Genomic DNA, 17,547 nt, shown 5'->3' with positions numbered 1-17,547 from the left:
CCGGGCGGGGGCCCGGCGCGCAGCGGCCATGGCGCCACGGGTGGGGCCGGGTTACTCCTCGCCGGCGTTGAGTTGGTTCAGCAGGCGGGCCAGTTCGGCTACTTCCCCGCGGTCCCAGTCGGCGAGTTTGCGCATGTACTGCTCGCGCCGTGCGCCCCGTACGCGCAGGAAGCGTTCGCGGCCTTCCTCCGTGAGGCCGACCAGGAAGGCGCGGCCGTCGGCGGGGTCCGGCTCGCGGGCCACCAGGCCGAGGACCTCCAGGGCCCGCAGCTGGCGGCTCATGGTGGCCTTGCCCACGCCGAAGTAGGCGGCGAGCTCGGTGGCCCGCTGCCGGCCCGCCGCCTCCAGGCGTACGAGGAGCCCGTAGGCGGCGGGTTCCAGCTCGGGGTGCAGCTCGCGCGCCATCTCGCCGGAGGAGGCCCGGGCCCGCCGGAGGAAGACGGACAGCTCCCGCTCCAGGGCAAGGAACTCCTGGTCTTCGCTCCCGTGCACGTACCGCTCCTTCGATGGGTGAGGGGGCCAGTATTTCGCAGCGGGCAGCTACGCGGCGACGGTGACCGGCACCTCCGCGCCGGCCAGGGCGAGTTCCAGCACCTGGCGCACGTCCGTCACCGGGTGCACCTCCAGCCCCTCCAGTACCTCCGCCGGGACGTCGTCCAGGTCCGCTTCGTTCCGCTTCGGAATGATCACGGTGGTCAGCCCGGCCCGGTGCGCCGCGAGCAGCTTCTGCTTGACCCCGCCGATCGGCAGGACCCGCCCGGTCAGCGAGACCTCGCCGGTCATCGCGACGTCCGTGCGGACCTGGCGCCCGGAGAGCAGCGAGGCGAGCGCGGTCGTCATGGTGATGCCGGCGCTCGGGCCGTCCTTGGGGACCGCACCCGCCGGGAAGTGGATGTGCACGCCCCGGTCCTTCAGGTCGGCGACGGGGAGCTCCAGTTCCGCGCCGTGCGAGCGCAGGAAGCTCAGCGCGATCTGCGCCGACTCCTTCATGACGTCGCCGAGCTGGCCGGTGAGGGTCAGGCCGGCCGCGCCCGTCTCGGGGTCGGCCAGCGAGGCCTCAACGAAGAGGACGTCGCCGCCCGCTCCGGTCACCGCGAGGCCGGTGGCCACGCCGGGGACGGCGGTGCGCCGCTCCGACGGGTCCTGGGCGGACTCCGGGACGTGGTGGGGCCGTCCGATGAGCCCGCGCAGGTCGTCGGCTCCGATGCTGAAGGGCAGTTCCCGCTCGCCCAGCTCGTGCTGCGCGGCCACCTTGCGCAGCAGGCGCGCGAGGGACCGTTCCAGGGTGCGCACGCCCGCCTCGCGGGTGTACTCCCCGGCCAGCTTGCGCAGGGCGTCCTCCTCCAGGACCACCTCGTCGGAGCCGAGACCGGCGCGCTCCAACTGGCGCGGCAGCAGGTGGTCGCGTGCGATGACCACCTTCTCGTCCTCGGTGTACCCGTCGAGGCGGACGAGCTCCATCCGGTCGGCCAGTGCCTCCGGGATGGCCTCCAGGACGTTGGCCGTGGCCAGGAAGACGACGTCGCTCAGGTCGAGTTCCACCTCCAGGTAGTGGTCGCGGAAGGTGTGGTTCTGCGCGGGGTCCAGGACCTCCAGCAGGGCGGCCGCCGGGTCGCCGCGGAAGTCGGAGCCCACCTTGTCGATCTCGTCGAGGAGGACGACGGGGTTCATCGACCCGGCCTCCTTGATGGCCCGGACGATCCGGCCGGGCAGCGCGCCGACGTACGTGCGCCGGTGGCCGCGGATCTCGGCCTCGTCCCGTACGCCGCCGAGCGCGACCCGGACGAACTTGCGGCCCATGGCGTGGGCCACGGACTCCCCGAGGGAGGTCTTGCCGACCCCGGGCGGGCCGACGAGCGCGAGGACGGCGCCGCCGCGGCGCCCGCCGATGACGCCGAGGCCGCGCTCGCCGCGCCGCTTGCGGACGGCGAGGTACTCGGTGATGCGGTCCTTCACGTCGCCGAGCCCGGCGTGCTCGGCGTCGAGGACCGCCCTGGCGCCCTGGATGTCGTACTGGTCCTGCGTGCGCTCGTTCCAGGGCAGTTCGAGCACGGTGTCCAGCCAGGTGCGGATCCAGGAGCCCTCCGGGCTCTGGTCACTGGCCCGCTCCAGCTTCTCGACCTCCTTCAGCGCGGCCTCCCGCACCTTCTCGGGGAGGTCGGCGGCCTCGACGCGGGCCCGGTAGTCGTCGGACTCCGCGCCCTCCTTCTCCCCGCCCAGTTCGCGCAGTTCCTTGCGTACGGCTTCCAGCTGGCGGCGGAGCAGGAACTCCCGCTGCTGCTTGTCGACGCCGTCCTGCACGTCCTTGGCGATGGACTCGGCGACGTCCTGTTCGGCGAGGTGCTCGCTGAGCCACTTGACGGCGAGGCGGAGGCGGGCGACCGGGTCGGCCGTCTCCAGCAGCTCGACCTTCTGGGCCACGGTCAGGAACGGCGAGTATCCGGAGTTGTCCGCGAGGGCGGAGACCCCGTCGATCTGCTGGACCCGGTCGACGACCTGCCAGGCGCCGCGCTTCTTGAGCCAGCTGGTGGCGAGCGCCTTGTACTCCTTGACGAGCTCGGTCACCACTCCGGGCAGCGGGTCGGGGACCGGCTCCTCCACCGTCTCGCCCTCGACCCAGAGGGCGGCGCCCGGACCGGTGGTCCCGGCGCCGATCCTGACGCGCCCGCGGCCGCGGATGAGCGCGCCGGGGTCCCCGTCGGAGAGCCGTCCCACCTGCTCGACCGTCCCGAGCACCCCGGTCCCGGCGTACGTCCCGTCGACGCGCGGCACCAGCAGCACGCGGGGCTTGCCCTGTCCCGCCGCCGCCTGCGCGGCCTCGACGGCCGCGCGCACCTCGGCGTCGGACAGGTCCAGCGGAACGACCATGCCGGGCAGCACGACCTCGTCGTCGAGTGGCAACACGGGCAGGGTGAGCGTTACGGACGTCGAAGCCATGATCTTCCCTCCGGCAGTGAAGTTGAGCTATGCCGACTCAATGCTTAGGCGCCGTCCGATGTTCCCCAACACCCGTTCGCCCGGGGCGAACAGCTGCCCCCGTCGGCACGGATGGGTGACCCCGAGGGCCGGGATGGGGGTGGCCGCTTAGCGTCGGCGGCGAAGCCCGTGTGCCGTCCGCCTACCGCGCCGCAGGCGCTCGAAAGGATCTCCATGGCAGTCGTGATGACCTTTTCCTGGCCCGAAATCACACCGGACGTCTACGACACGGTCCGTGAACGGGTGCAGTGGGAGCAGGACGCTCCGGACGGCTGCGTCCTGCACGCCGCGTGGTTCGTCGACGGCGGCCTCAACGTGATGGACGTCTGGGAGGCCGAGGAGCACTTCAGCCGGTTCATCGCCTCCCGGGTGGCCCCCGTGCTCAAGGGTGAACTGGGCGTGCAGAGCGATCCCGATCCGAAGTTCTTCCCCTTGCACAGGCGCTTCGTCGCCCCGGGCGTCAGCGGCGGCGGGGCATAAGGGACCTCACGACCGGTCCGACGGTCTGCGACGGGTCCTGGTCCCCAGGCCGAAAGGGGCGGCCTGGGGCGCGCCGACCTGGGGCGCGCCGGCCGGGAGCGGCCTCACCCGGTGGTCACGGGGAGCGCCGACGGCACGCCCCACTCGCTCCAGGAGCCGTCGTACACCGCGAGGTCCCGGTAGCCGGCGAGGTCGGCGCCGAGGGCGAGCACGCAGGCGGTCACGCCGGATCCGCAGCTGAAGTAGAGCCGCTGCCGCTCTCCGGCCACCGCCTCGATGGCCGCGCGCAGTTCGGCGGCCGGGCGCATCAGGCCGCCGGGCCGCTGGAGCTCCCCGAAGGGCAGGTTGACCGCGCCCGGCATGTGGCCGCCGCGCAGGCCGGGGCGCGGTTCGGGGGCGGTGCCGGCGAAGCGTTCGCGGGTGCGGGCGTCGAGCACCGCCGCGGCCGGGTCGGTCAGGGCGCCGGCGACGGCGGCGCTGTCGACCAGCAGCCCGGCGCGGGGCCGGGCGTTGAAGGAGCCGCGCGGGCCCTCGTAGGCGGGGCCGGTCGCCTCGACGGGCAGCCCGGCGGCCGTCCAGGCGGGCAGCCCGCCGTCGAGGACGGCGGCGCGGTCGAAGCCCATGGCGCGCAGCATCCACCAGGCGCGGGCGCTGGAGTAGAGGCCGGCGCCGTCGTAGACGACGACGGTGTCGGAGTCGTCGAGCCCGAGGGCCCGCACCGCCTCGGTGAACGCGGCGGCGCCGGGCATGGTGTGCGGAGCGGGCGCGTCGTGGTCGGACAGGGCGCCGTCGAGGTCGAACGGCCGCGCGCCGGGTATGCGCACACCGGCGCCGCGGTGGGCCCCGACGGAGGCGTCGAAGAGGACCAGCCCCGGCGCGCCGAGCCGGTCGGCCAGCCAGTCGGCCCGGACGAGCGGTCCGGGCAGCGCGGGCTGCCCTCCGGGCACGGTCAGCGGGGACGCGGCGTTCTGCGGCGCGGTCATTGGGCACCTCCGGTGTGTGCGACGTGGACCGCCCCATCCTCCCGGGCCCTCCGTCCCAACCCGCGCCCACCTGGCCTGACTCGGCCTCGCCGGGTCGGTTCCGCGGGCTCCGCCCCGGATCCGGCGCCTCAAACGCCGGCGAGGCTGGATTCGGGCGGCCTAGCCGCAGGCGCCCCGGGGGGCGTAGACCGCCACGCGGGCGCCGCGGACCTCGGTGATCGAGCAGAGGTCGAAGCGGGCGGCGAGGGTGTCCCGCTTGACCGCCTCCCGCGGGTACGGGTCCAGGGGCTGCCCCGGCGGGTCCAGCAGGGCGATGACACGGGGGGCGGCGAGCAGGGCCGCACGGATCCGGTCCGGGGGCAGCTCGGTGCCCTGGAGGCTGTGCGAAGCCGCCGGGGAGCGGTCCAGGGCCACGTCGCGCAGCCCCTCGTACGCCCCCGGCGAGGACAGCAGCCACTCGCGCCGCCGCGACGGCATGAACACCACCGCGTCCCCCGGCCCGGCCCATGCCCGGACGGCGGCGGCCACCGCGAGGACGTCGTCCTTGCGGCTCTCGGGCGTACGCAGCCACACCGACCAGAAGCCGAACGGCACCAGCAGCGCGCCGGCCAGCAGCCACGGCCACCACCCGCGGGCCTCCGCCAGCCGGGCCCCGGCCAGCAGGGCGAGCCCGACCAGCGCGTAGAGCACGTACCGGTCGACGTACCAGGGGTGGACCAGCGAGATCACCATCAGCAGGCCGGGCGGCAGCAGGGCGAGCGGCAGCGCCACCCGTACGAGCTCCCCGGACGCGCCCCGGGCGAGCAGCAGCACGGCCGCCACGAGCACCCCGTACGCCGCCCAGTCCTGCCCGCTGGGCCGCCCGAGCCAGCCGAGCTGCTGCTCGGCCTGCCACGCGCTCGCCACGGCCAGCGGCAGCAGCAGCGCCACGACGGCGGCGGCGCTCCACCGCCAGCCGCGCGAGCGCCAGGCGGTGAAGCCGTGGGCGAGCAGGGCCAGCACGGCGAACTCGTGCAGCCAGCAGCCGAGCAGCAGCACCGCCGCGTACGCCGCCCAGCGCTCGCGCAGCATCAGGTGGGTCGCCCACACCACGGCCGCGGCGACCAGGGCGTACGAGCGCCCCTCCTGGGCGTACATCTGTACGGGCGGGAGCAGCGCGTACGCCGAGCCGGCGAGCAGCGCCGCCCGCTCCCCCGCGAGCCGGTGGGCGACGGCGGCCACCCCGGCGGCCGCGAGGGCGGTGGCGGCGACGGAGGGCAGCCGCAGGGCCCACAGGCCGCCGTCCCAGGTCTGGAAGACGGCGTGCATGAGCAGGTAGTACAGCCCGTGGACCGCGTCTACGTGGCCCAGCAGCTCCCAGATCCCGCCGAGCGGCCGGTGGGCCACCTGCCAGGTGACGGACTCGTCTCGCCACATGCTGGCTCCCCGCTCCAGACCCCAGAGGCCGAGGACCGCGGCGAGCAGCGGCGGGAGCAGTCGCCAGGGGGCGATCCGGGTGATGTCGGCCTCCGGAAGCTGTCGGAACGGGTGTGCGCACTCCATACTCGGGGTTGGACCCCAGTGCCTGCGGAGGTGGGTGTGCGCGCGTTCCGGTCGGTGGCGGCGGTGCTCCTGCTGCTGCTCGGTGCGGTCCTGGTGGCGGGATGCGGGCCGACCGGTTCCGGGAACGGCGACGGCGCGCCCCCGAAGGCAACCCCGCAGGCGCCCTCGCAGGCACCCCCGACAGCCTCCACGGCGACGGGTCCGAGCACGGCCCCCGCCCCCGGCGCGAGCCCGTCGGCCGAGCCGCTCCCCGACCCCGCCGCGACCCTGGTCCGCGTCACCCGCAGCGGCGGCTTCGCCGGCCAGACGCACACGCTCGTCGTCGAGGGCGACGGCTCGTGGACCCGGCTGGACGCCAAGGCGGGGCCGCAGGGCACCGGAAAGCTGTCCGAGGCCGGGCTGGCCGCCCTGCGCACCGCCCTCCGGGAGGCGGACTTCGCCCGGCTGCCACGGCTCTCGACGGGCGGCCCCAAGATCTACGACGGGTTCTTCTACGCGTTCGCGCACGGCGGCTTCGAGGTGGCGGGTGACGAGGGGTCCCTGCCGCCGACCCTGACGAAGGTACTGGACGCGCTGCCGCCGTTCACGGCGGCCCAGGACGGCTCCTCCTGATCACGATGCGGCCTTGATTTAGCCCCGATTCCGCCCGGGACACCCGGTACATCCCCTTCCATTTGCAGAGGTCCCGCACATTTGCCGTGACTCCACCCCACGTAGCCGCAGGCCAGTGCCTCCTCTACGCTGCACCCCATTCACGCGGGATCTTCAGGGGCGGAAATGGAACAGACGCACACCACTCACAACGGCGCCGCAGCGACACCCGGCACCCAGCGGCGTGTGCTCGTCGTCGAGGACGACCACACCATCGCCGAGGCCATCGCGGCCCGCCTGCGCGCCGAGGGCTTCCAGGTGCAGACGGCCCCGGACGGCCCGGCCGCCGTGGCCGCGGCCGAGAGCTGGCTGCCCGAGCTGCTGGTCCTGGACGTCATGCTGCCCGGCTTCGACGGGCTGGAGGTCTGCCGCCGGGTCCAGGCGCAGCGGCCGGTCCCTGTGCTGATGCTCACAGCGCGGGACGACGAGACCGACCTGCTGGTCGGTCTCGGGGTCGGCGCGGACGACTACATGACGAAGCCGTTCTCGATGCGCGAGCTCGCCGCACGGGTCCACGTACTGCTGCGGCGGGTGGAGCGCGCGACGATCGCGGCGCACGCCCCGCGCGGGGCCACCCTGCGCCTGGGCGACCTGGAGATCGACCACGCGCAGCGCCGGGTCCGGGTGCAGGCCGAGGACGTGCACCTGACGCCGACCGAGTTCGACCTGCTGGTGTGCCTGGCCGGGACCCCCCGGGCGGTGCTCTCGCGGGAGCAGCTGCTGGCCGAGGTGTGGGACTGGGCCGACGCGTCCGGGACCCGTACGGTCGACAGCCACATCAAGGCCCTGCGCCGCAAGATCGGCGCGGAGCGGATCCGTACGGTCCACGGCGTCGGGTACGCCCTGGAGACCCCGGCCCAGGCATGAGCGGCCGGCCGGCGCAGCAGCAACGGCAGAGGCAGCAGCAGAGGCAACGGCAGCGGTCCTCCGGGGGCCTGCGGCCCTTCTCGCCCTTCTCGATCAAGACCAAGCTGGGCACCCTCGTGGTGGTCTCGGTCTTCATCACGACGGGCCTGCTGCTGGTGGCCCTGCGCACCGACACCGAGCTGCGGTTCATCACGGTCTTCTCCGTGATCGCCTCGATGCTGATCACCCAGTTCGTGGCGCACAGCCTGACGGCGCCGCTGGACGACATGACGACGGTGGCCCGGGCGATCTCCCACGGTGACTACACCCGGCGGGTCCGGGAGGCGGGGCGCCGCGACGAGCTGGGCGACCTGGCCTCCACCATCAATCTGATGGCGGACGACCTGGAGGCGGTGGACCGCCACCGCAAAGAGCTGGTCGCCAACGTCTCGCACGAGCTGCGCACGCCGATCGCGGCGCTGCGGGCGGTGCTGGAGAACGTGGTGGACGGGGTCTCGGCCGCCGATCCCGAGACCATGCGGACGATGCTGAAGCAGACCGAGCGCCTGGGGCGGCTCGTGGAGACGCTGCTGGACCTGTCCCGGGTCGACAACGGGGTGGTCCCGCTGCGGGCGCGCCGCTTCGAGGTGTGGCCGTACCTCTCGGGCGTGCTGAAGGAGTCGGGGCTGGCGGCGGCCGGCCGGCCGGGGCTGCTCTCCGGTTCGGGCGGGCACACCCGCAACGACGTGCACCTGCACCTGGACGTGTTCCCGTCCGAGCTGTGGGCGTACGCGGACGCCGAGCGGCTGCACCAGGTCGTGGCGAACCTGATCGACAACGCGGTCAAGCACAGCCCGCCGCACGGCCGGGTCACGGTCCGCGCCCGGGCCGGCGACGCGCCCGGGAGCCTGGCCCTGGAGGTCGTGGACGAGGGCCCCGGCATACCCGAGGCGGAGCGCTACCGGGTCTTCGAGCGGTTCAACCGGGGCAGTGCGCGCGGGGGCGACGGCGGCACGGGACTGGGGCTCGCGATCGCCCGGTGGGCGGTGGAACTGCACGGGGGCCGGATCGCAGTGGCCGAATCGTCACGCGGCTGCCGCATGCTCGTCACGCTTCCGGGCAGCTCGCAGGCGCCGTGTTGACGTAGGGTTCGAGTGGGAAGGACATGATCTCGGCCACACGTACCCGGGGTCCGTCAGGGGTGCGAAGCCAAGGGGGCCGCAACCTCGGTGCCCCCTACCCGAACCACACTTGTTTCCCGCCATTCCAGGTGGTGAAACCCGCCGTTCGATGTGACCTGCATGACGGATGTACCGCCCGGTCTGCATCTCGCGGTCCAGGAGGCGTAGCCTTTATTCCCGCTGTCCATACCTTGTGAAGCGGAAGAGGGCGGTTGCCGCCGTGTCGCCACAGTCCCCCAGTAACCCGAGCACCACGACCGAAGCAGGAGAAGGCGGGAAGAACCCCGCCTCAGGCTTCGGCGCGAATGAGTGGCTCGTCGACGAGATCTATCAGCAGTACCTCCAGGACCCGAACTCGGTCGACCGGGCCTGGTGGGACTTCTTCGCCGACTACAAGCCGGGGGGCGCTGTCGCTCCGGTGACGTCGGACGAGCCCCTGAAGTCCCCGACGACGGATGGCGCCTCCGCACAGGCCGCCACCCCCGTCGCCGCAGCCCCCCGGGCCGCCGACGCCGCCGCCACGGGGGCGGCGCGCGCCGCAGCCCCCTCGCCAGCCGCGCCCACGCCCGTGTCAGCTCCTGCCCCTGCTCCTGCCACCCCCTCTGGTGCCCCTGCTGTGACTGTCACCTCCCAGGCCCCGGCCGCCGCACCGGCCGCGCCCGCCCCCTCCTCCGCAGCCCCCAAGCAGGCCGCGCCCTCCACCGAGGCCCCCGCGGGCCCCGAGCTGGTGACGCTCCGCGGCCCGGCTGCCGCCGTCGCCAAGAACATGAACGCCTCCCTGGAGGTGCCGACGGCCACGTCCGTGCGCGCCGTCCCGGTGAAGCTGCTGTTCGACAACCGCATTGTCATCAACAACCACCTCAAGCGCGCCCGGGGCGGGAAGATCTCCTTCACGCACCTCATCGGCTACGCGATGGTGCAGGCGATCAAGGCCATGCCGGCCATGAACTACTCCTTCGCGGAGAAGGACGGCAAGCCGACCCTGGTCAAGCCGGAGCACATCAACTTCGGTCTCGCGATCGACCTGGTGAAGCCCAACGGCGACCGCCAGCTCGTCGTCGCCGGCATCAAGAAGGCCGAGACCCTCAACTTCTTCGAGTTCTGGCAGGCCTACGAGGACATCGTCCGCCGCGCCCGCGTCGGCAAGCTGACGATGGACGACTTCACGGGCGTCACCGTCTCGCTGACCAACCCCGGCGGCCTGGGCACCGTGCACTCCGTGCCCCGTCTGATGCCCGGACAGTCGGTCATCATGGGCGTCGGCTCCATGGACTACCCCGCCGAGTTCCAGGGCACCTCGCAGGACACCCTGAACAAGCTGGGCATCTCCAAGGTCATGACCCTGACCTCGACCTACGACCACCGGGTCATCCAGGGCGCGGCCTCCGGCGAGTTCCTGCGCATCGTCGCGAACCTGCTGCTCGGCGAGAGCGGCTTCTACGACGACGTCTTCGAGGCGCTGCGCATCCCGTACGAGCCGGTGCGCTGGAACCGCGACATCGACGCCTCGCACGACGACGACGTCACGAAGGCCGCCCGCGTCTTCGAGCTGATCCACTCCTACCGGGTCCGCGGCCACGTCATGGCCGACACCGACCCGCTGGAGTACAAGCAGCGCAAGCACCCCGACCTCGACATCACCGAGCACGGCCTCACCCTGTGGGACCTGGAGCGCGAGTTCGCGGTCGGCGGCTTCTCCGGCAAGTCGATGATGAAGCTGCGCGACATCCTCGGCGTGCTGCGCGACTCGTACTGCCGCACCACCGGCGTCGAGTTCATGCACATCCAGGACCCGAAGCAGCGCCGCTGGATCCAGGACCGCATCGAGCGCCCGCACTCCAAGCCGGAGCGCGAGGAGCAGCTGCGCATCCTGCGCCGGCTGAACGCGGCGGAGGCCTTCGAGACCTTCCTGCAGACGAAGTACGTCGGCCAGAAGCGCTTCTCCCTGGAGGGCGGCGAGTCCGTCATCCCGCTGCTCGACGCCGTCATCGACTCGGCCGCCGAGGCCCGCCTCGAAGAGGTCGTCATCGGCATGGCCCACCGCGGCCGCCTGAACGTGCTCGCGAACATCGTCGGCAAGTCGTACGCGCAGATCTTCCGCGAGTTCGAGGGCAACCTCGACCCGAAGTCCATGCACGGCTCCGGCGACGTCAAGTACCACCTGGGCGCCGAGGGCACCTTCACGGGCCTGGACGGCGAGCAGATCAAGGTCTCGCTCGTCGCGAACCCGTCCCACCTGGAGGCCGTGGACCCGGTCCTGGAGGGTGTCGCCCGCGCCAAGCAGGACGTCATCAACAAGGGCGGCACGGACTTCACCGTCCTGCCGCTGGCCCTGCACGGCGACGCGGCCTTCGCGGGCCAGGGTGTGGTCGCCGAGACGCTGAACATGTCGCAGCTGCGCGGCTACCGCACCGGCGGCACCGTGCACGTGGTCATCAACAACCAGGTCGGTTTCACCGCCGCCCCGGAGTCGTCGCGTTCCTCGATGTACGCGACCGACGTGGCCCGCATGATCGAGGCGCCGATCTTCCACGTGAACGGCGACGACCCGGAGGCCGTGGTCCGCGTCGCGCGGCTCGCCTTCGAGTTCCGCCAGGCGTTCAACAAGGACGTGGTCATCGACCTCATCTGCTACCGCCGCCGCGGTCACAACGAGTCCGACAACCCGGCCTTCACGCAGCCGCTGATGTACGACCTGATCGACAAGAAGCGCTCGGTGCGCAAGCTCTACACCGAGTCGCTCATCGGTCGCGGCGACATCACGCTGGAAGAGGCCGAGCAGGCCCTCCAGGACTTCCAGGGCCAGCTGGAGAAGGTCTTCGCCGAGGTCCGCGAGGCCTCCGCGCAGCCCGCGGCCGGCGCCCCGGTGGCGCCCCCGCAGGTCGCGCAGCAGTTCCCGGTCGCCGTGGACACCGCGATCTCGCAGGACGTCGTCAAGCGGATCGCCGAGTCCCAGGTCAACATCCCCGAGGGCGTCACCGTCCACCCGCGTCTGCTGCCGCAGCTGCAGCGCCGCGCGGCGATGATCGACGAGGGCACCATCGACTGGGGCATGGGCGAGACCCTGGCCTTCGGTTCGCTGCTGATGGAGGGCACCCCGGTCCGGCTGTCCGGCCAGGACTCCCGCCGCGGCACCTTCGGCCAGCGCCACGCGGTCCTCATCGACCGGGAGACGGGCGAGGACTACACCCCGCTGCTCTACCTGTCGGACGACCAGGCCCGCTACAACGTCTACGACTCGCTGCTCTCCGAGTACGCGGCCATGGGCTTCGAGTACGGCTACTCGCTGGCCCGTCCGGACGCGCTGGTCCTCTGGGAGGCCCAGTTCGGTGACTTCGTCAACGGCGCGCAGACGGTCGTGGACGAGTTCATCTCCTCGGCGGAGCAGAAGTGGGGCCAGACCAGCGGCGTCACGCTGCTCCTCCCGCACGGCTACGAGGGCCAGGGCCCGGACCACTCGTCCGCCCGCCCGGAGCGCTTCCTCCAGATGTGCGCGCAGGACAACATGACGGTGGCCATGCCCACCCTGCCCTCCAACTACTTCCACCTGCTGCGCTGGCAGGTGCACAACCCGCACCACAAGCCGCTGATCGTCTTCACCCCGAAGTCGATGCTGCGTCTGAAGGCGGCGGCGTCGAAGGCGGAGGAGTTCACGTCGGGCGCGTTCCGTCCGGTCATCGGTGACACCACGGTGGACGCCAACGCGGTCCGCAAGGTCGTCTTCTGCGCGGGCAAGGTCTACTACGACCTGGAGGCCGAGCGGGAGAAGCGCGGCATCACGGACACCGCCATCATCCGCATCGAGCGCCTGTACCCCCTGCCGGGTGCGGAGCTCCAGGCGGAGATCGCCAAGTTCCCGAACGCGGCGAAGTACATCTGGGCGCAGGAGGAGCCGGCGAACCAGGGTGCGTGGCCGTTCATCGCGCTGAACCTGATCGACCACCTCGACCTGGCGGTCGGCGCGGAGGTCCCGGCGGGCGAGCGCCTGCGCCGGGTCTCCCGCCCGCACGGCTCGTCCCCGGCGGTGGGCTCCGCCAAGCGCCACCAGGCGGAGCAGCAGCTCCTCATGGCGGAGGTCTTCGAGGCGTAGGGCTTCGAGGCGCAGGCACTGCGCCGCCTCAGCAGGTGGAAGGCCCGGCTCCCTTCGGGGGGCCGGGCCTTCCGGCTCGGTCCGGGTAGTGTCGTCGCGGAATCCGACACCGCGGGAGGACCGCCATGGCGACCGGCATCGTGATCGCGCAGACCACCGTCGACGGCGAACACAGGGCGAGGGAGCTGGCCCGGGGCGCGGTGGAGGGCCGTCTGGCCGCCTGCGCGCACGTCGACGGGCCCGTCACCGCCGTCTACCGCTGGCAGGGGACCGTGGAGACGGCCACCGAGTGGCGCGTCTCCTACAAGACGACACGGGACCGGCTGCCCGCCCTCGGCGCTTGGATCGAGCGGGAGCACGGCTACGAGGTACCCGAGTGGATCGTGGTGGCGGTGGACGGCGGCTCGGAGGCCTACCTGGCGTGGGTCGCCGAGGAGAGCTCCCCCGCGTAGCCGGCGCGGGGACGGGGCCGCGGCGTCGGCCGCCCTGCGGGCCGCCGGCCGGTACTCCTCCCCCGGGGGCGTTTGCGTCGGCGTGCGCGGGAAGGCTCTCGGCATGGCCGACACCCGGTTCCCCGCCCGCCGCCCGTCCGCGCCGGACGCCGCGGGCCCCCGCCGCGTCCGGGTGCCGGAGCCGCCGGTCGCCCGGGGCACTCGGGGCGCGGTGTGACGGCCGGGGCCGCGCCGCGGTCCTGCACCTTCGTGGGCCACGGGGGGATACCGCTGGTGGCGGACGTGTGGGGCGGGGCGTCCGCTCCCCCGCTCGTCCTGCTGCACGGCGGCGGCCAGACACGGCGCGCCTGGGGCCGGACCGGCCCCCGGCTGGCCGCCCTGGGGTGGCGGGTCGTCGCGCCGGACCTGCGGGGGCACGGTGACAGCGGGTGGTCGCCCGACGGTGACTACGCCCTCGGCCTGTTCGCCGAGGACGTCCGGGCGGTCGTCGCCGGCCTCGGCGGCCGGCCGGTGCTCGTCGGTGCCTCGCTCGGAGGTCTGGGTTCGCTGCTGGCCGCCGGGGAGCCACCGGGGGCGGCGATCCGCGCGCTGCTGCTCGTCGACGTCGCCCATCGGCCCGATCCGGGCGGCTTCCGCCGGATCGCCGCGTTCATGCGCGGCCATCCGGACGGGTTCGCCGACCCGGCGGAGGCGGCCGCGGCGGTGTCCGCCCACCTGACCCACCGCCCGCGTCCGTCCGGCTCCGAGGGGATGCGCACCAACCTGCGGCGCCGCGGCGACCGGTGGGTCTGGCACTGGGACCCGCGCATCGTGGACTACTTCGAGAGCCGGGCGGACCCGCCCGGCATGGCGCGGCGTCTCCTCGACGCCGCGCGCCGGGCGGACGTACCGGTCCTGCTCGTGCGCGGCGGGAGCAGCGACGTGCTGCGGGAGGAGGTCGCCGAGGAGTTCTGCGCCCGGGTGCCCGGGGCGCGGCGCGTCGAGGTGGCCGGAGCGGGACACATGGTGGTCGGCGATCGCAACGACCACTTCCTCGACGCGATCACGCCGTTCCTGGACGAGGTCGTATGAGCGAGCGGGGGGAGAGCGCGGCTGCGCCAGGTGGCGCGCAGCATGCTCACGCTGTCGCGGATCCCCCCACTCCGTCACCGCCTCCGCCCTCGACTTCGGTTCGGTGACCGTTCCGCTGGACCCGGCCCCCCAGGGCGACAAGCAGGACATCAGCGACGTCACCTGGGGCGACTGACAGCCGGCTACGGCTAAGGCTGCGGCTCGAAGTCCCAGTACGGGCGCGTCTGCTGCTTCGCCGAGATCGTGTGGACGTGTTGCGGGCCCAGCGTGCGGGTCAGGCCCTTGATGCCCGCGTCCTCGTGTGTGCCCGCCTCCGCGTCCTCGCGGACCGCGCGCAGGTCCGCCGCCAGGGCGATCTGCGCGCTCAGCGTCATCGGGTGGTCCGGGCCCAGGACCTGCTCGGCCGTGCGCAGCGTCTCGCGGCTCAGGGACAGCGCGTCCTCCAGCCGTCCGGTGATGTTGCGGTGGCCGGTGGCGTTGAGGGCGCAGCCCAGCGTCCAGGGGTGCCGGTCGCCGAGCGCGCCCCGCATGCCGACCAGTGCCTGCTCCGCCAGCGACAGCGCCTCCGCCCGCTCGCCCTGCGCGCGGAGCACCAGGCCGAGGTTGCCGACCGTGCCGATGCTGTACGGGTGTGCGAGGCCGAGCTGCGACTGGTAGCCGCGGACCACGTCCTCGGAGATCCGGCGGGCCTCGCCGACGTCCCCGTACTCCCGCAGGTACGTCGCGTAGTCGGAGGCGACCATCAGGGTCCACGGGTAGTCGACTCCGAAGACACGGGTGGCCCGCTCCCACACGGTCCGCAGCCGTAGCCCCGCCCCCGGGATGTCGCCGGAGCGGCGCAGGCACTGCCCGAGGTTGTGCTCGGCCCGCAGGGTCTGGGGGTGACCGAGGCCCAGGACCTGGGTGTTGAGCTTGACGCCCTGCTCCTGGCGGGTCTGGGCCTCGCGGTAGCGGCCCATCAGCCGCAGGCCCATGGCGCAGGCGATGCCGGAGGCGAGGGTGGAGATGTGCAGGGACCGCAGGACCCGCTCGCGGCGGCGCAGGGTGTCCAGGTCCAGGTCGTAGGCGTCCTGGTAGCGGCCGAGGAGGCGGTAGGTGGCGGCCAGGTTGTTCTGGGCGTCCAGCGTGGTGGTGTCGTCCTCGCCGAGCAGTTCGCGGTAGGTGGCCAGGCAGTGCTCGAAGATCTCCCGGGCGGGCTCGAACTTGGCGATGCACAGCAGCACTCCGCCGTACGCGCTGGTGGCGCGCAGGCTCTCCAGGTCGCGGTCGCCGCGCTCCTCGGTGAGCCGGTCGGCCACGGTCTTGGTGAGGGTCTCGGCGCGGCGGAACAGTCCGAGGTTGCGCAGGGCGTTTCCGTACTGGTAGCTGAGCTCGCGCACCTTGGGGTGGTCCTCGCCCAGCGCGGTCCGCCAGATCTGGTCGGTCTCCTCGGAGAGCCGCAGGCAGGTGCGGTACTCCCCCGCGAGGATCAGGTAGCGCAGGCAGTGCAGCAGGAAGTTCTGGATGCGCGGGTTGCTGCTGGTGAGCACCCCGGAGGTGTCCAGGTGCGGGACGAGTTCGGCGTACCGGGGCCACAGCCGCGCGTCGGAGGGCCGGCCGGGGTCGGCGGCGGCGAGGACCTGGCGGACGGCCCGGGCCAGCGGTTCGGCCTCCTCCTCGGAGAGGTTCTCGCGGACGATGCCGTGGACCATGCGGTGCAGCTGTACGGTCTCCAGCCCGCCGCCGCCCTCCTCCACGGCCAGGTCCGAGTACTCCAGGCGCACCACGGAGAACTGGACGAGCTTGTTGAGGGCCGCGTTCCACCGGATCTGGTCGTTGATCAGCCCGGCGAGCTCCTCGGGCACGTCCTCGGCGGGGAACTCGCGCAGCAGCCGCAGCGGCACCGGTCCCGGGGCGAAGAAGACGAACAGCCTCAGCAGGGCGAGGGCGTCGGGGAAGTTCTCCCGGACGTTGTTGAGCAGTATCGCCAGCGCGGTGGGGAAGGGCAGCGGGTAGTCGTCGGAGACGGTGACGGCTTCGCGGGAGTCCAGCCGGCGCCGCAGCAGCGCCAGGTAGTCGCCGACGGTCAGCGGGGAGTCGGCGAGCCAGCCGGCGGTCTGGTCGAGGGCGAGGGGGTAGTCCTCCAGGGCCTCGGCGAGCTGGTCGGCCTCGTCGGCCGTGAGGCGGTGGGCCCGGCGGCGGATGAAGGTGACCGACTCGGGGCGGGCGTAGAGCGGTACCTCGACGAGGCTGGTGTGCCGGGCGGCCCACTCGCGGTTACGGGAGGTGATGATCACGTCGCCGGCGCCGGAGGGCAGCAGGTCGACCAGGTCGTCCGGGTTGTCGCAGCCGTCGAAGACCAGGAGCCAGCGCCCGTAAGGGGATCCGCGCCGCAGCGCCTCCTGGACGGCCCGGATCTGCTCGCCGTAACTGCCGGCGCCGCGCGGCAGCCCGAGGGCGGGGGCCAGGTCGGCGAGGCGTTCGCGCAGGGTGGGCCGGTCCTCGGCGGGGACCCACCACACCACGTCGTACTCGGAGGCGAAGCGGTAGGCGTACTCGGTGGCGACCTGGGTCTTGCCCACGCCGGACAGGCCGAGCAGGGTGACGGTGGACGCGCCCGGCGGGGCCTCGGTCAGTGCCGCGCGCAGGGTGCCGATGACGTCGTTGCGGCCGGTGAAGCGCGGATTGCGGCGCGGGACCCGCCCCCAGATCTCGGGCGGGTCGTTGGGGAAACGGGGCCCGCGGCGGCCGGTGTCGGCGCCGATGCGGTCGGTGGGCAGCTCCAGGCGGCGCAGCACCCGGTACTCGGCCTCGTACGCGTCCATCCCCCACAGGTCCGTCTTCTCCAGTACGGCCACGGCGCTGGGCAGCGGGTCGTCGGTGAGGCAGACGGCGGCGAACCGGTCGGGGTGGCGGTCGGTGACCGTGCGCAGGGCGGTGTTCCACTCCTCGTCGGAGTGGGTGCCGGCGAAGAAGTAGCGCTCGCTGAGCACGAGGAGGACCCGGCTGCCGGACCGGGCGAGGTCGTCGAGCGCCTGGACGAGGCCGGGGCTGCTCTGCGGGTCCCAGCGCTGGAGGGCGACGCGGTGGCCGTGTTCCTCCAGGCGGTGGGCGATCCACACGGCCCAGGGGCGGTTGAAGCCCGCGAAGCTGATGACGAAGCGCTGGGGCTGGTGCTGCTGTGGGGCCGCCGCGTCGCGGTCCTGTCGACTACCGGTGGTCATGGCGCCGTCTCCCTGGGCTCCGGGCAGTGGACGGGACTGAAAACGTACCGCAGCGGACGGTCCGTCAGCCCT

At 73.1% G+C, this 17,547-nt stretch carries 12 protein-coding genes; 7 read left to right on the top strand and 5 right to left on the bottom strand.

Going from position 1 to position 17,547, the window contains the following annotated elements:
• Window positions 1-51 precede the first annotated feature (51 nt).
• Together AC07DU_RS09185 and lon are read right to left on the bottom strand one after the other, a co-directional pair.
• A complete protein-coding gene (locus AC07DU_RS09185; protein WP_360888293.1) occupies window positions 52-492 on the bottom strand; it encodes a MarR family winged helix-turn-helix transcriptional regulator in 441 nt (146 codons plus the stop codon).
• Window positions 493-540: 48 nt separating this feature from the next.
• On the bottom strand, window positions 541-2,937 hold the full coding sequence (lon, locus tag AC07DU_RS09180) for an endopeptidase La (RefSeq protein WP_360888290.1): 2,397 nt from the start codon (window positions 2,935-2,937) through the stop codon (window positions 541-543).
• 213 nt (window positions 2,938-3,150) lie between these two features.
• Between lon and AC07DU_RS09175 the strand changes: the two genes are divergently transcribed.
• A complete protein-coding gene (locus AC07DU_RS09175; RefSeq protein WP_479110499.1) occupies window positions 3,151-3,456 on the top strand; it encodes a hypothetical protein in 306 nt (101 codons plus the stop codon).
• A 104-nt stretch (window positions 3,457-3,560) separates the two neighbouring features.
• Here the strand turns inward: AC07DU_RS09175 and AC07DU_RS09170 are convergent, their stop codons facing one another.
• Both AC07DU_RS09170 and AC07DU_RS09165 read right to left on the bottom strand, forming a co-directional pair.
• The gene (locus tag AC07DU_RS09170; protein ID WP_479031135.1) at window positions 3,561-4,439 is read right to left on the bottom strand and encodes a sulfurtransferase; all 879 of its coding nucleotides are present in this window, start codon (window positions 4,437-4,439) and stop codon (window positions 3,561-3,563) included.
• Between the two features lie 159 nt (window positions 4,440-4,598).
• On the bottom strand, window positions 4,599-5,981 hold the full coding sequence (locus AC07DU_RS09165) for a glycosyltransferase family 39 protein (RefSeq protein ID WP_479110497.1): 1,383 nt from the start codon (window positions 5,979-5,981) through the stop codon (window positions 4,599-4,601).
• Between the two features lie 36 nt (window positions 5,982-6,017).
• Here AC07DU_RS09165 and AC07DU_RS09160 point away from each other — a divergent pair, with 36 nt between their 5' ends.
• The 6 genes from AC07DU_RS09160 (at window position 6,018) to AC07DU_RS09135 (ending at window position 14,272) form a co-directional block, all read left to right on the top strand.
• Window positions 6,018-6,593 (top strand): hypothetical protein, encoded by a 576-nt coding sequence (locus tag AC07DU_RS09160; RefSeq protein ID WP_479110495.1) that lies wholly within the window; start codon window positions 6,018-6,020, stop codon window positions 6,591-6,593.
• 165 nt (window positions 6,594-6,758) lie between these two features.
• Window positions 6,759-7,499 (top strand): response regulator transcription factor, encoded by a 741-nt coding sequence (locus AC07DU_RS09155; RefSeq protein WP_360888277.1) that lies wholly within the window; start codon window positions 6,759-6,761, stop codon window positions 7,497-7,499.
• On the top strand, window positions 7,496-8,620 hold the full coding sequence (locus AC07DU_RS09150; RefSeq protein ID WP_479110493.1) for a HAMP domain-containing sensor histidine kinase: 1,125 nt from the start codon (window positions 7,496-7,498) through the stop codon (window positions 8,618-8,620). The genes AC07DU_RS09155 and AC07DU_RS09150 overlap by 4 nt, the downstream gene beginning before the upstream one ends.
• Before the next feature lie 259 nt (window positions 8,621-8,879).
• Entirely contained in the window at window positions 8,880-12,749 is a 3,870-nt protein-coding gene (locus tag AC07DU_RS09145) for a multifunctional oxoglutarate decarboxylase/oxoglutarate dehydrogenase thiamine pyrophosphate-binding subunit/dihydrolipoyllysine-residue succinyltransferase subunit (RefSeq protein WP_479031148.1), read from the top strand.
• A gap of 125 nt (window positions 12,750-12,874) precedes the next feature.
• Window positions 12,875-13,201 (top strand): divalent-cation tolerance protein CutA, encoded by a 327-nt coding sequence (gene cutA / locus AC07DU_RS09140; protein WP_360888268.1) that lies wholly within the window; start codon window positions 12,875-12,877, stop codon window positions 13,199-13,201.
• A gap of 273 nt (window positions 13,202-13,474) precedes the next feature.
• Complete coding sequence (locus AC07DU_RS09135) at window positions 13,475-14,272, top strand: alpha/beta fold hydrolase (protein ID WP_479110490.1); 798 nt, start codon at window positions 13,475-13,477, stop codon at window positions 14,270-14,272.
• Between the two features lie 188 nt (window positions 14,273-14,460).
• On the opposite strand, the gene fxsT is transcribed toward AC07DU_RS09135, so the two are convergent.
• Window positions 14,461-17,475, bottom strand: a complete 3,015-nt coding sequence (gene fxsT / locus AC07DU_RS09130) for an FxSxx-COOH system tetratricopeptide repeat protein (RefSeq protein ID WP_479031156.1) — start codon at window positions 17,473-17,475, stop codon at window positions 14,461-14,463.
• Between the last annotated feature and the right edge of the window lie 72 nt (window positions 17,476-17,547).

This window comes from Streptomyces sp. NPDC045695 (assembly GCF_056432025.1).
The sequence above is the reverse complement of the archived record's forward strand: the minus strand, read 5'-3'. Positions and strand labels throughout refer to the sequence as shown.